General features: G+C 75.0%; 20 protein-coding genes. 11 read left to right on the plus strand and 9 right to left on the minus strand.

The genetic code is table 11. The features are described 5' to 3' along the window. Nucleotides 1-8: 8 nt before the first annotated feature. The 3 genes from ABEB07_RS08270 to ABEB07_RS08280 all read right to left on the minus strand — a co-directional run bounded on the left by ABEB07_RS08270 (nucleotide 9) and on the right by ABEB07_RS08280 (nucleotide 2,343). Nucleotides 9-497: a MarR family winged helix-turn-helix transcriptional regulator gene (locus ABEB07_RS08270; protein WP_345667651.1), complete on the minus strand. Its 489-nt coding sequence runs from the start codon at nucleotides 495-497 to the stop codon at nucleotides 9-11. A gap of 387 nt (nucleotides 498-884) precedes the next feature. Next, on the minus strand, nucleotides 885-1,502 hold the full coding sequence (locus tag ABEB07_RS08275; RefSeq protein ID WP_345667652.1) for a TOPRIM nucleotidyl transferase/hydrolase domain-containing protein: 618 nt from the start codon (nucleotides 1,500-1,502) through the stop codon (nucleotides 885-887). Nucleotides 1,503-1,791: 289 nt separating this feature from the next. Next, nucleotides 1,792-2,343 (minus strand): NADPH-dependent FMN reductase, encoded by a 552-nt coding sequence (locus tag ABEB07_RS08280; protein ID WP_345667653.1) that lies wholly within the window; start codon nucleotides 2,341-2,343, stop codon nucleotides 1,792-1,794. A 301-nt stretch (nucleotides 2,344-2,644) separates the two neighbouring features. Between ABEB07_RS08280 and ABEB07_RS08285 the strand changes: the two genes are divergently transcribed. Together ABEB07_RS08285 and ABEB07_RS08290 are read left to right on the plus strand one after the other, a co-directional pair. Next, nucleotides 2,645-3,439, plus strand: coding sequence for an SDR family NAD(P)-dependent oxidoreductase (locus ABEB07_RS08285; RefSeq protein ID WP_345667654.1), 795 nt, complete (start codon nucleotides 2,645-2,647; stop codon nucleotides 3,437-3,439). 152 nt (nucleotides 3,440-3,591) lie between these two features. Next, nucleotides 3,592-4,386: an SAM-dependent methyltransferase gene (locus ABEB07_RS08290; protein ID WP_345667655.1), complete on the plus strand. Its 795-nt coding sequence runs from the start codon at nucleotides 3,592-3,594 to the stop codon at nucleotides 4,384-4,386. Between the two features lie 106 nt (nucleotides 4,387-4,492). Here ABEB07_RS08290 and ABEB07_RS08295 read toward each other — a convergent pair whose 3' ends face one another. Further along, nucleotides 4,493-4,966, minus strand: coding sequence for a MerR family transcriptional regulator (locus ABEB07_RS08295; RefSeq protein ID WP_345667656.1), 474 nt, complete (start codon nucleotides 4,964-4,966; stop codon nucleotides 4,493-4,495). Between the two features lie 35 nt (nucleotides 4,967-5,001). Next, on the minus strand, nucleotides 5,002-6,081 hold the full coding sequence (locus ABEB07_RS08300; protein ID WP_345667657.1) for an MDR family NADP-dependent oxidoreductase: 1,080 nt from the start codon (nucleotides 6,079-6,081) through the stop codon (nucleotides 5,002-5,004). A 270-nt stretch (nucleotides 6,082-6,351) separates the two neighbouring features. Here ABEB07_RS08300 and ABEB07_RS08305 point away from each other — a divergent pair, with 270 nt between their 5' ends. Continuing rightward, on the plus strand, nucleotides 6,352-7,062 hold the full coding sequence (locus ABEB07_RS08305) for a hypothetical protein (RefSeq protein ID WP_345667658.1): 711 nt from the start codon (nucleotides 6,352-6,354) through the stop codon (nucleotides 7,060-7,062). A gap of 47 nt (nucleotides 7,063-7,109) precedes the next feature. Here ABEB07_RS08305 and ABEB07_RS08310 read toward each other — a convergent pair whose 3' ends face one another. Then, a complete protein-coding gene (locus ABEB07_RS08310; RefSeq protein WP_345667659.1) occupies nucleotides 7,110-8,033 on the minus strand; it encodes an amidohydrolase family protein in 924 nt (307 codons plus the stop codon). 290 nt (nucleotides 8,034-8,323) lie between these two features. Between ABEB07_RS08310 and ABEB07_RS08315 the strand changes: the two genes are divergently transcribed. The 6 genes from ABEB07_RS08315 (at nucleotide 8,324) to ABEB07_RS08340 (ending at nucleotide 14,577) form a co-directional block, all read left to right on the plus strand. Then, entirely contained in the window at nucleotides 8,324-8,980 is a 657-nt protein-coding gene (locus ABEB07_RS08315) for a fasciclin domain-containing protein (protein ID WP_176147045.1), read from the plus strand. A 120-nt stretch (nucleotides 8,981-9,100) separates the two neighbouring features. Next, nucleotides 9,101-10,426: an NAD(P)/FAD-dependent oxidoreductase gene (locus ABEB07_RS08320; RefSeq protein WP_345667660.1), complete on the plus strand. Its 1,326-nt coding sequence runs from the start codon at nucleotides 9,101-9,103 to the stop codon at nucleotides 10,424-10,426. Further along, nucleotides 10,423-11,184, plus strand: coding sequence for a DUF1365 domain-containing protein (locus ABEB07_RS08325; RefSeq protein ID WP_345667661.1), 762 nt, complete (start codon nucleotides 10,423-10,425; stop codon nucleotides 11,182-11,184). Before ABEB07_RS08320 ends, ABEB07_RS08325 begins: the two co-directional genes overlap by 4 nt. Continuing rightward, the gene (locus tag ABEB07_RS08330) at nucleotides 11,181-12,458 is read left to right on the plus strand and encodes a cyclopropane-fatty-acyl-phospholipid synthase family protein (protein ID WP_345667662.1); all 1,278 of its coding nucleotides are present in this window, start codon (nucleotides 11,181-11,183) and stop codon (nucleotides 12,456-12,458) included. The genes ABEB07_RS08325 and ABEB07_RS08330 overlap by 4 nt, the downstream gene beginning before the upstream one ends. Beyond that, nucleotides 12,455-13,771 (plus strand): cyclopropane-fatty-acyl-phospholipid synthase family protein, encoded by a 1,317-nt coding sequence (locus tag ABEB07_RS08335; protein WP_345667663.1) that lies wholly within the window; start codon nucleotides 12,455-12,457, stop codon nucleotides 13,769-13,771. The genes ABEB07_RS08330 and ABEB07_RS08335 overlap by 4 nt, the downstream gene beginning before the upstream one ends. Beyond that, nucleotides 13,768-14,577: a DUF1295 domain-containing protein gene (locus tag ABEB07_RS08340; protein ID WP_345667664.1), complete on the plus strand. Its 810-nt coding sequence runs from the start codon at nucleotides 13,768-13,770 to the stop codon at nucleotides 14,575-14,577. The genes ABEB07_RS08335 and ABEB07_RS08340 overlap by 4 nt, the downstream gene beginning before the upstream one ends. A gap of 51 nt (nucleotides 14,578-14,628) precedes the next feature. Here ABEB07_RS08340 and ABEB07_RS08345 read toward each other — a convergent pair whose 3' ends face one another. The 3 genes from ABEB07_RS08345 to ABEB07_RS08355 form a co-directional block, all read right to left on the minus strand. Further along, entirely contained in the window at nucleotides 14,629-15,738 is a 1,110-nt protein-coding gene (locus ABEB07_RS08345) for an ABC transporter substrate-binding protein (protein ID WP_345667665.1), read from the minus strand. Between the two features lie 104 nt (nucleotides 15,739-15,842). After that, on the minus strand, nucleotides 15,843-17,066 hold the full coding sequence (locus ABEB07_RS08350) for a GNAT family N-acetyltransferase (RefSeq protein WP_345667736.1): 1,224 nt from the start codon (nucleotides 17,064-17,066) through the stop codon (nucleotides 15,843-15,845). Between the two features lie 34 nt (nucleotides 17,067-17,100). Further along, a complete protein-coding gene (locus ABEB07_RS08355) occupies nucleotides 17,101-17,880 on the minus strand; it encodes an MBL fold metallo-hydrolase (protein WP_345667666.1) in 780 nt (259 codons plus the stop codon). Nucleotides 17,881-17,996: 116 nt separating this feature from the next. Between ABEB07_RS08355 and ABEB07_RS08360 the strand changes: the two genes are divergently transcribed. Both ABEB07_RS08360 and ABEB07_RS08365 read left to right on the plus strand, forming a co-directional pair. Further along, nucleotides 17,997-18,800, plus strand: coding sequence for a CGNR zinc finger domain-containing protein (locus ABEB07_RS08360; RefSeq protein WP_345667667.1), 804 nt, complete (start codon nucleotides 17,997-17,999; stop codon nucleotides 18,798-18,800). A gap of 158 nt (nucleotides 18,801-18,958) precedes the next feature. Continuing rightward, nucleotides 18,959-19,927 (plus strand): universal stress protein, encoded by a 969-nt coding sequence (locus ABEB07_RS08365; RefSeq protein ID WP_345667668.1) that lies wholly within the window; start codon nucleotides 18,959-18,961, stop codon nucleotides 19,925-19,927. Nucleotides 19,928-20,022 lie beyond the last annotated feature (95 nt).

Here is a 20,022-nt window from a genome sequence, read left to right on the forward strand (position 1 = left end):
CTCGGCGTCTACGGAGCCACGGGCACGGACTGCTCGGCCAGGGGGGCGAGGAGCCGCACCGGGGCGGACCGGCAGTCGCCGAAGTCGTCGCGCAGCCGGCCCATCAGCCGGATGAGCTGGCCGACCTCGTCGTCGGTCCAGTGGCTCAGCCGCTCGGTCAGCAGGTGCGTGGTGCGACGGGACAGCTCGTCGATCTGGTGCAGACCGGCGGGCGTCAGGCGCAGGAGGCGCGAGCGCTTGTCCGCCGGGTCCGGCAGCCGTTCGATCCAGCCGCGGGCGGCGACGTGCGCGACGTGCCGGCTGGTCACCGACATGTCCACGGCGAGCAGCTCGGCGAGCTTGCTCATGCGCATGTCGCCGTGGCGGCCGAGCAGGGTCAGCACGGCGGCGGAGCCGGCCGGGCAGTCGGGCGGCAGGATTCGCGCCATGTCCCGTTTCACGGCCCCGACGGCACTGAGCTGACGCGCCAGTTCTTCGTACTGCGCCTGCTCGGCCATCACACCTCCGTAATCGTTGCTTGTAGCAACCATAAAGGCGGTTGATTGCCTCGGGCGTCCAAATCGGGCCTCTCGGCGCAAAACCTTGGCAAAGGCAAGCATTGCGAAGGTAAACATGCTGGTGCGCGGGTGTGGACGGTCCCGGAGAGGTGCGGCGGGGCGCGGAGGGGGTGGTGCGGCGGGACGCGGAAGGGGAGAGGCGGGGCGCGGCGGCGTACGACGGCGGTGGGTCGTGGCGCGGCGGGCACGGCGGCGGGGCGCGCGGGGCGGCGTGCCGGGTGGTGGCGCGTGGGGCTACAGCGGCTGGTGGCGCGCGGGGCGACAGCGGCTGGTGGCGCGCGGGGCGTGGCGGTCGCGGGTCCGGCGGGGGTCGGCCGGGGAGTCGGATCAGAGAACGGCGAGCAGGTCGTCGAGCGGGGCCGGGACGCGGTCGGGGTCGAGGGCCTGGACGAGGACACGGCCGTAGTGGATCTTGCGGCCCTTCTTCGTCCCGAGGAACCGCCGGAACTGCCGCTGCGGGGGGCGGCCTTGCTGCGCGGGCTGGCGCAGGAACGTCTCCAGGGCCCGCAAGTCGCCTTCGCCCCGTACGAGTTCCGTCACCCGGGGCATGCCCAGCGCGCGGATGAGTTCGTCCTCCAGGTCCGCCGCGCAGACGGAGAAGCCGTGCGGCGCCGCACCGGCCCGCTCGAAGCCGCGCGTGTAGTAGGGGCGTTCCGCCTCGTCGCACAGCCCGGTGAGGCGCAGGCCGAGGCCGGACGGGCCGAGGAGCGGGGCGTAGCGCCCGACGCTCATCGCGCCGCCGATCGGCAGGACGCAGACCCCCTCGGCCGCCAGGTCCCGGCCGCGTCGCTCGGCCAGCGCGTCGACCGCCGCGACGTCGCTCGGCCCTTCGAGCAGTACGGCCACCCGGACCGCGAGCCGCACCGCCAGCTCGTGCGCGGGGGCGGCGGGGCCGCCCGCCGCCCAGACGGTGACCGCGTCCCGGAACGCCCCCATGTCAGTCATGGAACCGAGTCTCGCTCCGTCGCGGCCGCGGCGCGAGGGAATTACCGCCCGGACGCCGGACGCCGGCACACCTGATGCCGACACATCGGGCGCCGGCACACCGGCGCCCGCCGGCGGCGGCGCCCTCCCGCGCGGACCGACCGAGCAGCCCGCGCCGCAACCCGTCGTGTCCGTGGGCGGTCGCTGGAGCTCGCGGTAGGAGACGTTCCCCGGGGCCGCCGGCCCTCACCCAGGACGCCGTCCTCGTCGGTGGCCGGGCGGCGGCGAGGAGAATCCGCCGGACGCGGCCCTACGGCCGTCCGCTGCCGGAAGCGGCCAACAGGCCCAGCACCGAGCCGAGTCGGCGGCGGGCCTCCGGGTCGGTGAGGAGGCCGTCCGCGTCGATCGCCCCTCTGTCCACCGGGATCGCCACGCAGGCCGGCTCCACGATGTGGGCGCCGGTGTAGCCCAGGACGGTCCGCAGCGTGGCCTCCGCGCCCCGGCCCCGGCCCGGGGCCGCCGCGTTGACCCAGGCGACGGGCTTGTCGCAGATCTCGGTCCCGCCGACCGTCCAGTCGAGCAGGTTCTTGAACGCGCCCGGCAGCGTGCCCGCGTACTCCGGCGTGCACACGAGGATCCCCGCCGCCGCGTCGATCGCCGCGCGCAGTCCGGCCACGGCGGGCGGCAACGGCTCGGTGTCGTCGTCGGGGTTGAAGTGCGGCAGTCCCGCCAGGCCGTCGTACAGGACGGCGCGCACCCGCGCGGCCGACGCCACGTCCCGCGCCGTGCGCAGCACGGTCTCGTTCGTGGACCCGGCGCGCAGGCTCCCCGACAGCAGCAGAATCACCGGCACGGCGGACATCCGCCCAACCTATCTCTCTGCTACGGGCACCGGCCAGTCCCGATCAGCGGGGCCACCCTGCGGCCGGACAGCCCCGGCCGCGCCCCGCACCGCCGCCCCCGCGCGCCTCGCTCCGCTCGTCCCGTGACCGGACGATGATGGCGGTCACGAAAGCAGGAGGGGAGCCGGACCGCGGCCGGGGAAACCGGAAGGCCGCACCGGTCATCCCGGCCGGCGCACCCACACACCGCGCACACCCGCACAGCGTGAAGACCCGCACATCCGTACACCGCGAACACCGCACACCGCGAAGGGACAAGGCATGCGTATCGACCTCACCGGACGGACGGCTCTCGTCACGGGCTCCACCCAGGGCATCGGCGCCGCGATCGCGACGGGACTGGCCCGGGCCGGTGCGCGGGTGGGGGTCAACGGACGCGACCGGCGCCGGGTGGACGAGGCGATCGAGCGCTTCCGCAGCGAGGCGCCGGACGGCGAGTTCGTCGCCGTCCCCGCCGACGTGGCCGCGGACGACGGCGCCGCCGCGGTCGGGGAGTTCCTGCCGGAGGTGGACATCCTCGTCAACAACCTCGGCATCTTCGGGGCCAAGGACCCGCTGGAGATCACCGACGAGGAGTGGCGCCGCTACTTCGAGGTGAACGTGCTGGCCGCCGTACGCCTCACCCGCGCCTTCCTGCCGCGGATGGCCGAGCGGGGCTGGGGCCGGATTCAGTACATCGCCAGCGACTCGGCGGTGGTGGTGCCCGCCGAGATGATCCACTACGGGATGTCCAAGACCGCCCTGCTCGCCGTCGGCCGCGGCTTCGCCAAGCAGGCGGCGGGCACCGGGGTCACGGTGAACTCCGTCATCGCCGGACCCACCCACACCGAGGGCGTGGAGGACTTCGTATACCAGCTCGTCGACCGCGACCTGCCGTGGGACGAGGCCCAGCGCCTCTTCATGCGGGAGCACCGCCCGCAGTCCCTGCTGCAACGCCTCATCGAACCCGAGGAGATCGCCAACATGGTGGTGTACCTCAGCTCCGACTTCGCGTCCGCCACGACGGGCGGCGCGCTGCGCGTCGACGGCGGTTACGTCGACGCGATCCTCCCCTGACCGACCGCCCCCGGCACCGGTCCGCCCGGATCCGCCCGGCCCGCGCGCCGGTTGATGGCGCGGGGCCCCAACTGCGCCTACTGGAGCGGCGGATCGTGTGCGAAACTGCGGTGATCGACCTCTGCTGATCCACTCGCACGACGGAGTCCGCCATGGCGACCGGCACCCCCGACCTCCCGTTTCCCCGGATAGACACCAGCAAGGCACACCCGGCCCGGGTGTACGACTGGCTGCTGGGCGGCAAGGACAACTACCCGGTGGACGAGGCGGTCGGCCGGGCGCTGCCGGCCGAGGCGCACGACGCCGCCCGGCAGAACCGCGCGTTCATGAACCGCGCGGCGGCCTGGCTCGCCGCCCAGGGCCTGGACCAGTTCCTGGACATCGGCACCGGCATCCCCACCGAGCCGAACCTGCACCAGATCGTCCAGCGCGCCGTGCCCGCCGCCCGGATCGTCTACACGGACAACGACCCGATCGTGCTGCGGCACGCCGAGGCGCTGCTGATCAGCCACCCGGAGGGAACCACCGACTACATCCAGGCCGATGTGCGCCGGCCGGACGAGATCCTGGAACACGCGCGCGAGATACTCGACTTCAAGCGTCCCGTGGTGCTGTCGCTGATCGCGCTGATGCACTTCGTCCCCGACGACCAGGACGCCCACGGCATCGTGCGCGGACTGGTCGACGCGCTCCCGTCGGGCAGCTACCTCGTCCTGTCGCACGCCGCCTCCGACCTGTTCCCGGAGCTGGCGGAGCAGGTCACCGCCGAGTACGCCAAGGGCGGCATCCGGCTCGGCTTCCGCACCCGGCCGGAGGTCGCCCGCTTCTTCGACGGCCTCGAACTCGTCGAGCCCGGCCTGGTGACCGCCACCGAGTGGGCCCGGGAAGCGCCGCTCCCGCAGCAGGAGGAGAGCGGCATCTACGCCGCCGTGGCCCGCGTCCCGTAGCGGGCCGCCGTCCGTCCGTGCCGTGAGCGGCGGGCCGTACCCGCCGCTCACACCCCCCGTGACGCGTCCCGCGACGACGCCCCGCCGGCCGGGGCGTCCGAGCGCTTCAGGTCGCCCGGGAGCACCGCGGCCCGTCGGACCCGTGCCGGTCGGCGAGACCGGCCTTCAGGGCGTCGCGCAGCCGGGTGAGCCGCTCGATGTCCGCGTCGAGTGCCGCGATCCGCCGCTCCACCACCGCCGCCCCGACGACCCCCGCCTGCGGCGTCTCCCCCGCCTCTGGCGTCTTTCCGGCCCCGGGCGTCTTTCCGGTCTCGGGCGTCTGCGCCGCCGTGGAGCCGCAGCGCGGCCGCGGGTCGGCGGCGAGCAGCGGAATGCGATCGGCGATGCCGCGCAGATCCTCCACGGTGAGCCCGAGGGCGAGGAGTCGGCGGATGACGCGCAGGACGGCGAGTTCCTCAGGGCCGTAGTCCCGCTGCCCCGCTCCCGTCCGGCGCGGCGCGGGCAGGAGTCCGCGCTGTTCGTAGAAGCGCAGCGCCCGGGGCGTCGCGCCCACCGCCGCCGCGGCGTCGCCGATCCGCATGCCGTTCGCCTCCTGCCCGCCAGGCCCGCCCGCCGTCAGCCGTGGCCCGGCAGCTCCACGACGACCGTGCCGAACAGCTTGCCCTCGGTCAGCTCCCGCAACGCCAGCGGCGCGCGTTCTATGCCCGCGATCCGGGTGAGCGGGAACCGGATCTCACCGCGGCGCAGCCAGTCGGCGAACCGCCGCAGCCACTCCGCCTCCACGTCGGGGTGGTCGACGCCGAGGTACCCCCTGAGCGACACCCCCTTGAGGATGAGCCGGAAGGCGTCGATCTCCAGCGGGGCGGTGGCCCCGGCGCCCTCCTGGGCCAGTTGCCCGGACAGCGCCCCGACCAGCGCGAACCGCGCGCCCTGCCGGGCGGCGTCGACCGCCGCGGCCAGCTGCGCGCCGCCCACGTTGTCCAGCAGCACGTCGATGCCGTCCGGCGCGGCCTCGGCGAGCTGCGCGGCGAACGCCCGGTACGCCGCCCGGGGGTTCGCGGCGTCCGGGGCCTCGCGCCAGGAACCGGCGGTCAGGACGGCGTCGTACCCCAGCTCGGAGACGAGCCGTGCGGCCTTCTCCGGTGAACCGGTGGTGCCGATGACCCGGGCGGCGCCCAGCAGCCGGGCGATCTGCCCGGCCAGGGACCCCACGCCGCCGGCGGCGCCGGTGACCAGGACGACGTCGCCCGCGCGCACCCCGGTGAGCCGGGTCAGCGCCCCGTAGGCGGCGGCGCCGGAGGAGAGCTGGGCGACGGGGTCGGGCAGCGCGGGGTCGACGGCGGTGCACTGCGCCTCGGGGACGAGGGCGTACTCGCGCCAGCCGAGCAGATGCGTCACCAGGTCGCCCGGGCGCAGCGCGCTGCCCGGCGGTGCGAGCACCACCTCGCCGAGCGCCGGGCCGTACAGCGTGTCCCCGCGGACGAGTCCCGGTACCGGGGTGTTCCTCGCCTCGCCGCCGAGCAGGGTGCGCAGGCCGCCGAAGACGAGGAACCAGCGGTTGCGGACCAGGACTTGGTCCGGCGCGGGGGCCGGCAACGGGGTCTCGACGACGGCGAGGTCCGAGGGGGCGGGCAGTCCCCGGGGCGGGGCGGCGAGCCGTACCTCACGAACGGTCCGGGGCAGGGCTGTGGTCATGGGCGGCCTCTCGACAGGCGAAGGGACGGACGGGCTGCGGCGTGCGCCCGGCGGCCGGATGTCCGCCGCGGGCGGCACCGGGCCCGCAGACGCTAATCCCTGACCCGCACGTCAAGGGCAACCCCGGCACGCCCCCTGCCCGCTCACCACCCCGCGTCGGCCATCGTCCCCCCCCCTGTTTGACGCCGCCCGTTGCGCCCCCGCCCCAAGGCCCCGCCCGGGCGAAAACCCCTCGACGGCGCGGGCCCCGACCGTTCATGATCCGCTCTCGTGACGACGACGAAGCGGTTCCTGGTCGAGGCGGCGGCCCGCAACAACGCCGAGTGGTGCGCTGTGATGAGCCGGACGCACGGTGTGCGTGGCACGTTCGGCCGGGAGGCGTGGACCGCCGCGGTCCGTACGCCGCCGTACTACCCCGACGCGGTGACGCTGGCGCCGGAGTCCGACGCGGCCGGACTGCTGGCCCGGATCGACGCCGAGGCGCCCGGCGCGAGCGTCAAGGACAGCTTCGCCGACCTGGATCTGACGCCGGCGGGCTTCCGGGTGCTGTGCGACGCGCGGTGGATCCACCGCCCGGCCGGGGCCCCGGCCGGCGCGCCGGAACTCGCCTGGGACGTGGTCCGCGCTCCGGGGGCGCTGCGCGCCTGGGCGCTCGCCTGGGACGGCGGCGCGGGCGACGCGGATCTGTTCCGGCCCGAGCTGCTCGACGATCCGGCCACCTTCGTGCTCGCCGGACGGACGGCCGACGGCCGAGTGACCGCCGGCGCGGTGGCGAGCCGCAGCGAACGGGTGCTCGGCATCTCCAACGTCTTCGCGTCGGACGGCGGCGCCGCCGCGGCCTGGCCGGGCGTGCTGCACACGGCGCACCGGCTCTTCCCCGGCCTGCCCGTGGTGGGCTACGAGCACGGGGAGGACCTGGCCGCGGCGGTCCGCCACGGCTTCGAGGCGATCGGTCCCCTGCGGATCTGGCTGCGGAGCTGACCGGCCGCCGGGCGGCGCTTCCCGCCGGCTGATCCCTGGCCCGCGCCTCAGGCCACGGCGAACAGCTTCGCCGCGTTGTCGTGGCAGACGGCCCGCAGCCAGTCCGCCCCGAGGTCCAGCCGCTCCATGGCCCGGAGCTGATGCGGGTAGGGATAGGGGATGTTGGGGAAGTCGGAGCCGAGCAGCACGCGGTCGCCGAGCGCGGCGAGCCTCGGCAGGGCCCGGCGGGGGAACGGCATGAACTCCTCGGAGAAGTCGGTGAACGCCATCGTCGTGTCCAGCCGCACCTCCTCGTAGCGCTCGGCGAGGCCGAGGAAGTCCTCGTACTCGGGCATGCCCAGGTGCGCGACGATCAGCCGCAGCCGCGGGTGGCGCGCCAGCAGCCGGGCGACGGGTCCGGGGCCCGTGTGCTCGCCGGGCGCGGGCCCCGAGCCGCAGTGCATCACCACCGGGACACCGGCCTCGGCCAGCAGCCCCCACACCGGCCGCAGCCGCTCGTCGGCCGGGTCGTACGCCCCCACCTGCACATGCGCCTTGAACACCCGCGCCCCCGCCTCGACGGCATCGCGGACGTACCTCTCCACCCCGGGCTCGGGATAGAGCGTGGCGGTGTGCAGGCAGTCGGGGGTGCGGCGGGCGAAGCCGGCGGCCCAGCCGTTCAGCCACTCGGCCATGCCGGGCTTGTGCGGGTAGAGCATCGCGGTGAACGCCCGCACCCCGAACCCCCGTAGCAGCGCCGTCCGTTCCGCCTCTTCCTCGCGGTACGTGATCGGCCACTCGCGCCCGCCGACCAGCGACCCGCCCGCGTCGAAGTAGTCCCAGACCTTGCGCAGGACCCGCTCGGGCATGAAGTGCGTGTGGACGTCGATCAGTCCCGGAAGACCGAGCCCGGCCCAGAACCTGCGGACCTCACCCGCCTCCTCGCTCACGGCCGGCACGGGGTCGGCGGACGCCTCGCGGTGATCGTTCATGCCGCCCACGATCGCCCCTGACCAGGCCCCGGGGCGACCCCTGGCACCAGGGGTCCGATGAGGAATCCGTCACAGGGCCATGGGGTAATACGTCGCCGCGGCCGGACCGGATTGCCGCGAGAAGTTCTTTCACCCGATCGAGGGTTGTGACCCATCTGGCCAGGCCACGGCACCGGATTCCCCGCGTGAGGAACGAAGGCGAGGACCCCGGCCGGCCCCGTGCGGCCGGGTCACCGCCTTCGTCGCCTCCGCCCCGACAGCACGCCGTTACCCTCCACAGGAGAACCACGATGACCACCCGTACCCGCCGTCTCGCCGTCAGCCTCGCCGCCGCGGCGGTCCTGCCCCTCGCCCTGACCGCCTGCTCCAACGACAGCGGCGACTCCGGCAAGTCGGACTCCTCGGCCAAGACGTCCGCCTCGCCGAGCAGCGACGACATGGGCGGTTCCGGCAACACCGCGAGCGCCATGGACCAGCCGTTCGGCGCGGCGTGTTCCGCGGTGCCCAAGGACGGCGCGGGCTCCTTCGACGGCATGGCCAAGGACCCGGTCGCCACCGCCGCCTCCCACAATCCCGCGCTGTCCACCCTGGTGACCGCGGTGAAGAAGGCGGGCCTGGTCGACACCCTCAACAACGCGCAGGACATCACCGTGTTCGCGCCCACCAACGACGCCTTCGCCAAGCTCCCGAAGGCCACCCTGGACAAGGTCCTCAACGACAAGGCCCAGCTGACGAAGATCCTCACCTACCACGTCGTCGGCAAGCGCCTCATGCCGAAGGACCTGGAGAAGGGCTCCTTCGAGACCCTGGAGAAGTCGAAGCTGACGACCTCCGGCTCGGACGAGATGTACACGGTCAACGACTCCGCGAAGGTCGTCTGCGGCAACGTCCAGACCGCCAACGCCACCGTCTACATCATCGACACCGTCCTCATGCCGAAGAGCTGACCGACGAGGGGCAGGGAAACCGGCGGGCGCCCGGCCCGGACCGGTCCACGGGCCACCCGGCCCGCGGACCGTCCGGGCCGGTGGCCGCACACCTATGAACACCCGGGGAGGGAACCACCCATGCGACCACCGTCCGAGGGGACGACACCGGGCCGGGCGGGGAGCCGGGCCGCCGCCCGCGACGGGCGCCCCCGCACCGCCGTCATCGGCAGCGGCGTGGCCGGACTCACCGCGGCCCACATCCTGTCCCGCGCCCACCACGTCACCCTGTACGAGGCGGACGACCGGCTCGGCGGACACGCCCACACCCACGAACTGACCGCCTCCGACGGCCGGGTGCACCGCGTCGACTCCGGCTTCATCGTGCACAACCGCCGCACCTACCCCCAGCTGCTGCGGCTGTTCACCGAACTCGGCGTCGCCACGCAGGAGTCGGAGATGAGCATGTCGGTGCGCTGCGAGGGCTGCGGCCTCCAGTACGCCGGCGCCCGCGGCCCGCGCGGACTCCTCGCCCAGCCGCGCGACGCCGTACGCGGGGCATACCTGCGGATGCTGGCCGAGGTCCCCCGCTTCCACCGCGCCGCCCGCCGGCAACTGGCGGACGGGGACGCCGACCACACCCTCACCCTCGGCGCGTTCCTGGACCGGAAGGGCTTCTCGGCCTACTTCCGCGCCCACTTCATGACCCCGCTGGTGTCCGCCGTGTGGTCCTGCGACGCCGAGACCGCCCTGCGCTACCCGGCCGCCTACCTGTTCCGGTTCCTCGCCCACCACGGCATGCTCGCGGTGGCCGGGTCGCCCGCCTGGCGCACGGTCACCGGCGGCTCCCGCTCCTACGTCGACCGCGTCGCGGCCGGTCTGGACGAGGTGCGCGCCGCCACCCCGGTCCGCGCGGTCCTGCGGCACGCGGACGGCGTCGAGGTCACCGCGCACGACGGGACCACCACCGCCCACGACCGGCTCGTCGTCGCCGTCCACCCCGACCAGGCGCTGCGGCTGCTCGCCGACGCCACCCCGCGGGAGAAGGAGGTGCTCGGCGCCTTCCGCTACTCCCGCAACACCACCCTGCTGCACACCGACACCGCGCTGCTGCCCGACGCGCCCCGCGCCCGCGCCTCCTGGAACTACCTCATGCCCTCCTGCCGGGCGAGCGCCGACCGGGTCCGGGTCAGCTACGACATGAACCGCCTCCAGCGCCTGGACGCCGCGGACACCTTCGTCGTCACGCTCGGCGGCGAGGACCGGGTCCGCCCGGACCGGGTGCTGGCCCGGATGACGTACGAACACCCCGTCTACACGCCCGAGTCGGTCGCCGCCCAGCGCCGCCTGCCCGAACTGACCACCTCCGTCACCGCGTTCGCGGGCGCCTACCACGGCTGGGGGTTCCACGAGGACGGCTGCCGCAGCGGCGTCGAGGCGGCGGCAGCGCTGGGGGTGACGTGGTGACCCCCGCCCCGCCCGCACGGCACGCGTCGCCCCGGCCGCCCGCCCTGTATTCCTGCACGGTCCGCCACGTCCGCCGGGCGCCCGTCCGCCACGTCCTGCGCCACCGCACCTACCTCTGGCTGGTCGACCTCGACCACCTGCCCGAACTCCCGCGCCTGCTGCGCCCGTTGGCCCGCTTCAGCCCCCACGACCACTTCACCGGACGGGCCCCGACCCTGCGCGCCGCGCTCGACGGCTTCCTCGCCGGACACGGCATCGACCTCGACGGCGGCCGGGTCATGATGCTCGCCCACGCCCGGGTCCTCGGCCACGTCTTCAACCCCCTGACCCTGTACTGGTGTCACGACCGCGAAGGCGCCCCGCGCTGCGTGGTCGCCGAGGTCCACAACACCTACGGCGAACGCCACGCCTACCTGCTGCACCCCACCGACACCGGGACCGCCTCGGTGGCCAAGGACTTCTACGTCTCGCCGTTCTTCCCCGTCGACGGCCACTACGCCATGCGGCTCCCGCCACCCGCCGAACGCCTGCGCCTGACCGTGAAACTCGACCGGCCCGGCAGCCCGCCCTTCACGGCCACCGTCACCGGCGCCCGCCGCCCGGCGACCGCACCCGCTCTGCTCCGGCTGACGCTGCGTCACCCGTTCTCGACGCTCGCGGTGTCGGCCGCCATCCGCTTCCACGGTGTCCGCCTGTATCTGCGGGGCCTGCCGGTGCAGCCGCGCCCGGGCCGCCGCACCCCGGAGAGTGCCACATGACCACAGCCCCGTCCCGGCCCACCACCCGCCACAGCACCGCCGCCGCCCCGGCCGACCCGCACCGCTGGCCCGACGTCGCCGCCGTCCCCGGCACGTCCTGGCCCGTACGGGCGACCACCGCCGCCGTCCTGCGCAACGCCCTGCGACGGCTGCCGCTACGGGTCCGCTTCGCCGACGGCACCACCCTCGGTCTGGGCGGCCCGCTGATAGAGGTGCACGACCCGAAGGCGTTCCACGCCCGGATCGGCGCCGGCGGCCTGATCGGCTTCGGCGAGTCGTACATGGCGGGCGAGTGGGACGCCCCGGACCTGGTCGGGGCGCTGACCGTACTGGCCGCCCACGCCGCCGACCTCGTCCCCGCCCCGCTGCAACGGCTGCGCCGGCTGTGGGCCGTACGCCAGCCGGCCGCGCAGCGCAACACACCCGACGGCGCCCGGGACAACATCAGCCGCCACTACGACCTGTCCAACGACCTGTTCACCCTCTTCCTCGACGACACCCTCACCTACTCCGCCGCCGTCTTCCGCGGCTTCCCGGCCCAGTGGCCGCTGCTGGCCGCCGCCCAGCGCCGCAAGATCGACCGGCTGCTCGACCTGGCCGGCGTCCAGGAGGGCACCCGGCTGCTGGAGATCGGCACCGGCTGGGGCGAACTCGCCCTGCGCGCCGCCCTGCGCGGCGCGCACGTCACCTCCCTCACCCTCTCCCAGGAGCAGCGCGCACTCGCCCTGCGGCGGGTGCGCGAGGCCGGCGTCGCCGACCGGGTGCGCATCGAGCTGTGCGACTACCGGGAGGCGCGCGGCAGTTACGACGCGGTGATCAGCGTGGAGATGATCGAGGCCGTCGGCGCGGAGTTCTGGCCGGTGTACTTCCGCACCCTGGACGAACGGCTGGCGCCCGGCGGACGGGTCGCCCTCCAGGCCATCACCATGCCGCACGCCCGTATGCTCGCCGCCCGCGACACCCACACCTGGATCCAGAAGTACGTCTTCCCCGGCGGACTGATCCCCTCCACCGAGGCCGTCGAGCAGACGGTGCGCGAGCACACCGGCCTGACCGTCACCGCCCGCGACGCCCTCGGCGCGCACTACGCCGAGACGCTGCGGCTGTGGCGGCAGCGGTTCACCGAACGCCGCGACGAGGTGGCCGCGCTCGGCTTCGACGCCGTCTTCCGCCGGCTGTGGACCTTCTACCTCGCCTACTCCGAGGCCGGGTTCCGCTCCGGCTACCTGGACGTCCAGCAGTACCTGCTCACCAAGGAGGGCTCCGAGCGATGACATCCGTCCGCACCCCGGCCCGCACCGGCGCCGCACACCGGCTGGCCGCCCTCGCCGAGGACGCGCTCGGCGGGCCGCTGCCGGTGCGGCTGCGCGCCTGGGACGGCAGCGAGTCCGGCCCGGCCGACGCCCCCGTGGTCGTCGTACGCTCCCGGCGGGCGCTGCGCCGGCTGCTGTGGCAGCCCGGCGAACTCGGCCTCGCCCAGGCGTACGTCACCGGCGAACTCGACATCGAGGGCGATCTGCGCACCGGACTGCGGGCGATGTGGGCCGCGGCGCGGGAGCGGGGCCCGCACACCCCGGGCCGTACGCTGCCCGACCGGGCCCGCGCGGTCGGGCAGGCGGTCCGGCTCGGCGCCCTCGGCCCGCGGCCGCCCGCCCCCGCCGCCCAGGCCAGGCTGCGCGGCGGCCTGCACACCAAGGCCCGCGACCGGGCCGCGATCAGCCACCACTACGACCTGTCCAACGACTTCTACCGGCTCCTGCTCGACGACACCCTGGCCTACTCCTGCGGCTACTGGACCGCCGGGGACCTCGACGTCACCCCCGCCGACGCGCAGCGCGCCAAACTGGAGCTGGTCTGCCGCAAGCTCGGCATCGTCCCCGGCGCCCGGCTGCTCGACATCGGCTGCGGCTGGGGCGCGCTCGCCCTGTACGCGGCCGAACAGCACAAGGCCCAGGTCACCGCCGTCACCCTGGCCCGCGAACAGGCCGCGTACGTACGCGCGCGGGTGCGTGAGCGCGGCCTTGAGAACCGGGTGGAGGTGGTGTGCCAGGACTACCGGGACATCTGCGGCGGCGCCTTCGACGCGGTCAGCGCCATCGAGATGGGCGAGCACGTCGGCGACGCCGAGTACCCGGCGTTCGCGGCCGCGCTGCACCGGATGGTCCGCGGGTGCGGCCGCGTCCTGGTGCAGCAGATGTCCCGGGGCGCCCGGGCGCCGGGCGGCGGCGCGTTCATCGAGGCGTACATCGCCCCCGACATGCACATGCGTCCCGTCGGCGAGACCGTCGGACTGCTGGAGGCGGCCGGGCTGGAGGTGCGGTCGGTGGAGTCGATGCGCGAGCACTACGTGCGCACCGTCGACGCCTGGCACCGCACTCTGGAGGAGCGGTGGGACGACTTCGTCCGGCTGGTCGGCGAGGAGAGCGCCCGGGTGTGGCGGCTGTATCTGGTGGGCGGCGCGCTGGCGTTCGAGGAACGGCGCATGGGTGTCGACCAGATCCTGTGCGCCCGGCCCACCGCCGACGGCGACAGCGGCCTGACGGCGGCCGAGGCGGCCGGCTGGTACCACGGCCTGGGCGAGCGGTGACCGCCTTCGCGTGGGCGACGTTCGCGGCGAACCTCGGCTGGGCGGCGGCGACCGCCCTCGCGGTCCTCCTGCTCACCTTCGCCGTCGCCCTGCGCACGGGAGTGCACCGGATCGTGGACGTGGCCTGGGGGGCCGCCTTCGCGGCGGTCGCCCTGGTGACGTACGCGCTGTCGGCCGGAACCGGCGATCCGGGCCGCCGGGCGCTGGTCACCGTCCTCACCGCGGTGTGGGGGCTGCGCCTGGCCGCGCACATCGCCCGCCGGGGCCGCGGCCGCGGCGAGGACCCGCGCTACGCCGCCCTGCTCGCCCGCGCGCCGGGCAGCCGCGCCTGGTACGCGCTGCGCATGGTCTACCTCCTCCAGGCGGCCCTGGTCTGGCTGGTGTCCCTGCCGGTGCAGGCCGCCCAGTACGCTCCGGCCTCGCTGTCCGCCCTGGCCTGGGCGGGTACGGCACTGTGGGCGGTCGGCCTGTTCTTCGAGGCGGTCGGCGACGCCCAGCTCGCCCGCTTCACCCGCGATCCGGGCAACCGGGGCCGGATCATGGACCGGGGGCTGTGGCGCTGGACCCGGCATCCCAACTACTTCGGCGACTTCTGCGTGTGGTGGGGACTGTTCCTCGTCGCCTGCGACGGCGGCTGGCGTCCGGCCGCGCTCTGTGTCGTCTCGCCGCTGGTGATGACCCTGCTGCTGACCAGGGGCAGCGGGAAGCGGCTCCTGGAACAGCACATGGCCGACCGCCCCGGCTGGCCGGAGTACGCGGCCCGCACCAGCGGCTTCTTCCCGTGGCCGCCTCGCGGGCCGCGCTGACGGCGCAGGGGCGGGCCTGTTTCAGCCGGTGTGGTCTCGGCCGGTGTGCTCTCAGCCGGTGTGCAGGACCCGGAAGCGGCCGGGGTGGGCCGGGTCCCGGTCCACCACCTGGACCGCCGGCCAGGCCCACTGCCACACGCCGATGCCCGGCGCGCGCGAGAACCGGATCCGCCCGCGCGTCCCCTCGACCGACACCCGTGGCCAGGACGCGGCGATACGCGCCCGGTCCGCGCCGTGCGTCTCCAGTACGTCGGCCAGGACGGCGATCGCGTCGTAGCCCTCGAAGGCGACGAAGGAGGGCGCCTCGGCGAGCCGTTCCCGCAGGGCCGCCTCGACGCGGCTGCCGAGCGGGGTGAGACGCTCGGGCAGATAGCGCAGGAACGGCACCCCGGCGCCGGCCTCGCCCAGCGCGGCCGCCCACGCGGCGAACTCCGGCTGCCCGGCCGGGGCGCCGATCAGGACGCCGGCCAGGCGCCGGTCGCCGCGGACGGCCCGGACGACCGGCACCGCCGGCTCCGGGATGCCGGCCAGCACGAGGACCGCCGTCGCGCGGTGCGCCGCGAGCGCGTCGCACACCGCCGCGGGAGTGAGCGCGCTCAGGTCGAGTCCGACGACCGTGCCGCCGTGTGCGGCGAAGTGCTCCCGCAGGATGCCGGTGCCGGCCGCCCAGTAGACGCCGGGCCCGGCCACGACGGCGATCCGGGTGTGCCCGGCGGCGAGCAGGAAGTCGGCGTAGACGCGCCAGCCGCGCGACTGCGCCGGGGCCAGCCGGGCGACCCACTCCGTCGGCTCCTCGGTCAGCGCGTCGAGCACCGCCGACGAGCAGAGGAACGGCAGCCCGAGCGCGTCGGCCCGGGCGGCGGCGGCCCGGGCGACGACGCTGTGGTACTCGCCCACCAGGGCGGCCACACCCGCCTCGGCCAGCTCGTCCACGGCCGCGGCGGCCCGCAGCGGATCGGCGGCGGTGTCCCGCACCACCAGCTCCAGCGGCGTCCCGCCCGCTCCGCCCCGGCCGTTGACCTCCTTGACCCCCAGTTCGAGCCCGGCCAGCAGATGCTGTCCGGCCTCCACCCAACCGGGCGGGGTCAGGGGCGCCAGCGCACCGATCCGCAGGGACGGTCGGTGGCTCTGTTCCGCTTCGCGGGAGGTGTTCGGGTGCATCGGGCCAGCCTGTCAGCGTCCTGCGCCGTTGTCGATCAAGTGGTGCGGGACGGAGGAACCTTGGTGCCGGGGTGCGGGGGCGCGGCTGGCCGGGATCGGTCGGGTCAGAACCAGTGGACGCAGTGGGGTGTGCCGGTGGGGCGGGTGAAGAGGGTGTCGGCGCGCAGGGCGGCGGTGTCGTGGTGGGGGCGTATGCGTCCGGCGCGGACCAGGGTGCTGGGCGCGGTCCCGCCGAGGTAGAGCGCGCCCAAGTCGCTGACGTCCAGGGTGAGATCGGCGGCGCGGTCGGTGCGGGCGCAGTCGGCGTGGCCCTCGGCGTCGGTGGTGAGCCGGTAGCGGCCGGTGGTGGCGAGGAACGGGTCGTGGACCTCCAGGACGAGGTCGCCGCCGGCCGCGTACCGGCGTGCGGCCAGCGCCCGGGGAATGTCCAGCAGGCGCACCCACAGGCCGTCCTGGCTCGGGCCGGTGCGGGCGGCGCGGAAGTCCTTCAGACGCCAGCGCACCGGGTGCTCGGGCGGCAGGTTGGCGAAGACGGTGGTGGTGACCAGGTCGTGGTCCAGGCAGTACCGGACCAGGGCGGCGTGCACCGTGTCGTCGCACGCGATGACCTCGTCGACGGTGAGCGTGCGGGTCCGCGTCACGGGGTCGGTGGGGCCCACGGAGTAGCTGGCGTAGCCGTCGGGTGTGCCGTCGGCGTCCCGGTGCAGGACGATGTGGCGCGGGGTGTGCGCGACGGGAGGCTGTCCCGCGCCGGCGGACCACCAGCGCGCCGGACGGGAGAGGGCGCCCGGCTGGGTGCGCCGGTAGCGGTCGTAGACCTCGGCCAGCAGCTCGCCGCTGTCCGCGCGGCGCCGCAGCTCGATGCGGCCCGCCGCCTCGACGGGCGCCGCGAAGGCGGAACGGTGGCTGTCCACGGTCAGCCGCTGACTGAAGGCGGCCGGTCCGTACCCGAACCGGCGGTAGATGACCGCCTCGCTGGCCAGCAGGACCGACAGCGCCGCGCCGCGCTCCTGGAACTGCCGCAGTTGGTGCCGCATCAGGGCGGTGAGCACCCCGCGTCGGCGGTGCGTGGGCAGGACGCCCACCGTCGTCACACCGGGGACGGGCGTCATCCGGCCGCCGGGCAGCGTGAGTTCGAAGGAGTAGGCGCCGGCGGTGCCGACCGGGGCGCCGTCCTCGTCCAGGGCGAGCAGGCTGTCGTCCGCCTCCAGCGCCGCCCACCACGCGCCCTCGCCCTCGGCGGGCGGCGTGAGGTGGGTCCCGAACGCCGCCATCAGCGTGCGCAGGAACAGCTCTCGTTCGTTCTCGGTGGTCGTCCGGATGAGCATGGTGTCGTTCACGTCTCTCGTGGTCGTCTCGCGGTCACAGGGTGGCCGACCGGCCCGGCGTCAACAGCGTCAGGCGGTCGGCGAGGCCGGCTTCCCCGAACGCGGCGCTCAGGTCGTCGCGGCCTTCGGTGAAGTGTGCCCAACCGTCGCAGTGCAGGGGCAGGCAGTGGGCGGCGCCGAGGATGCGGGCGGCCTCGGCGGTCCGGGCGCTGTCCAGGGTGAGCAGGGCTCCGTCCATCGCGGCCGTCCGCGCGCCGCCCGCGAAGATCACGGCCACGTCGACCGGCCCGAACCGGTCGGCCACCTGCCGCACCGCCCCCAGGGAGGCGTTGTCGCCGCTGACGTAGACGGTCGGCAGGTCGGGCGCGGTCAGGACGAAGCCGGTGACCTCGCCGCAGACGGGTTCGCACCCGACCGGTCCGTGCCGGGCGGGCACACCGGTGATCCGCAGCGCCGGGGCGCCGTCCGGGCGCGGGAGTTCGGTGTGCGCCCAGGGGGTGAGGGCGTGCGCGTTGCCGCCGAGCCGGTCGGCGGCGCTGGGCGTGGTGAGGACGACCGGGACGGTGGGCAGCAGGGCGCGGCCGGACCGGTCGAGGTTGTCGGCGTGCTGGTCGTGGGAGAGCAGGACGGCGTCCACGCGGCCGAGTTCCGCCGGGGCGAGCGCCGGACCGGCGGTCTTGGTGAGCACCGAGCCGGAGGGGGAGGTGTACGAGCCCTCCTCGTCGAACGTCGGGTCGGTGAGGAGGCGCAGGCCGCCCAGTTCCAGCACGGCGGTCGGTCCGCCGACGGCACGGAGGGTCAGGCTCGACGACACGTCGAACTCCTTTCGCGGGAAGGGCCGCAGGAAGTGTCTCACGGTAAAGAGCCTGTTCTCGCGTGAGGGAATCTAGGAGATGCTCACGGAATACGTCAACGGTTACCATGAGGTGCATGACAGGGAACGCCCGCTCCGCCGTCACGTCCCCGGACCGCCCCGACCCGCTTCCCCCGGCGCCGGGGGAGCAGCGCTCACCCGCGCTCGCCCTCGTCAACACGCTCACCACACGGGGCGGCGCCCCGGTCGACGAACTGGACACGCCGGAGCGTGCCGCACGGTGGCTCGCCGATCACCGTCTCATCGGTGGCGGTGGCGGTGGCGGTGGCGGTGGCGGTGGCGGTGCTGGTGCTGGTGCTGGTGCTGGTGCTGGTGTCGGTGGCGGTAAGGGTGGCGCTGCCGTTCCGCCGGACGTCCGGGGGCCGGCCGCCGGGGAGTTGGCCGCGCTGCACCGGCTGCGGCAGGCCGTGCGCGGGCTGTTCGACGCGGCGGTCACCGGTCGGGCGCCCGATCCGGAGTGGGTCGCGTCGGTGAACCGGGTGCTGGCGGCGGCGCCGGTCACCACCGTGCTCAGCTGGCCCGCCGGCGGCCCACCGGGCCGGGAGGCCGTGGTCGCGGCGGACGCGCCGGTCGCCCGCGCCCTGCACCGCCTAGCCGACGACGCCGTCACCCTGCTGTGCGGGCCGGACGCCGGGGCGCTCTCGGTCTGCCCGGCCGAGGGGTGCGCGCGGCTGCTGCTGCGCACCCACGGCAGACGCCAGTGGTGCTGCACGCGGTGCGGCGACCGCGTCCGCGCCGCCCGCCACTACGCCCGCCGCCGGGCGGCGACGGAGTCCGCGGCGGCGGAGGAGCACGGGGCGGCCCAGAACGCCGGGACGGCTGGGAGATCCACGGCGGCGGAGGGCACGGCCTCGGGGTGAGACGGCCGCCGGGGGCTTCGCCGGCTCGCCGCGCCGGGTGGGCCGCTCGGTCCCCGGTGGGGACCTGCGGCCCCTGATGGGGACTTGCGGCCCCTGCCCCGCGGACGACGCACCGCGCATGCTCGGAGCGGATCAGTCGTCGCACGGAGGTGGAGATCATGCCCCGCACAGTCACCGTCGGTCTCGACGGGTCGCCGGAAAGCCGGGCCGCCGCCGAATGGGCCGCGCGCGAAGCGGAGTTGCTCGGCGCGGCCGTCCAACTCGTGCACGTGTGGGAGCCGGTACCCGAACCCATGGCCCTGGCGCCCGTCGTGAGCGAGCGCACACACCTGAACTGGACGGAGCGGGTGCCCCGCGAGGCCGCGCTGGAACTCCGGCGAAGCCACCCGGACCTCGACGTCACCACCGAGCAACTGACCGGTGTCCCGGCCCAGGTGCTCGCCGAGACCGCCGGGACCGCGGACCTGCTGGTGCTGGGCTCACGCGCCCTGGGCGGCCTCGGCGGCTTCCTGGTCGGCTCCGTGAGCCTGTCCGTCGTGGCGCACACCCGGCAGCCCGTCGTCCTCGTCCGCTCCGGCAACCGGGCCGGCCAGGAACACGCGACGGGCGGCAAAGACACCCGGGACGGCAAAGACAGCCGGAACAGCCAGGACAACAAGGACAGCGAGGACAGCGCTGGCGTCCCGTCCGTCGCGGCCCCCTTCCGGCCCGTCGTCCTGGGCCTGGACACCCGCCGTCCGGACCCCGGTCCGATCGAGTTCGCGTTCGAGGCCGCCCTGCGCCGCGGCACCTCGCTGCGGGTCGTGCACGGCTGGTACCCGCCCCCGTACTACGGCTACGCCGTGCCGGCCGACGCCGAGCTGTACACGGCCGTCGAGGTGGGCGAGGCCGCCGGCCTGACCGAGGCGCTGCGCCCCTGGCGTCAGAAGTACCCGGACGTCGCGGTCGAGGAGCGGTCCGCCGCCGGCAGTCCCGCCCGACTCCTGGTCGAGGCGGCCGAGGAGGCGTCCTTGGTGGTCGTGGGCCGGCGGGTGCGCCGCAACCCCCTGGGCGCCCACATCGGGCACGTCACCCACGCCGTACTGCACCACGCGACCGCCCCCGTCGCGGTCGTCGCCCACGACTGAACGCCCCGCCGCCCGGCCCCGCGGCCGGGCGGCGCCCGCGCACACCGACCAGGACCGGCACGGCCGGAGACCCGCTCGGTGGTGTCGATGCCCCC

The organism is Streptomyces similanensis, from assembly GCF_039543625.1.
In the GTDB taxonomy this organism is placed as follows: domain Bacteria; phylum Actinomycetota; class Actinomycetes; order Streptomycetales; family Streptomycetaceae; genus Streptomyces; species Streptomyces similanensis.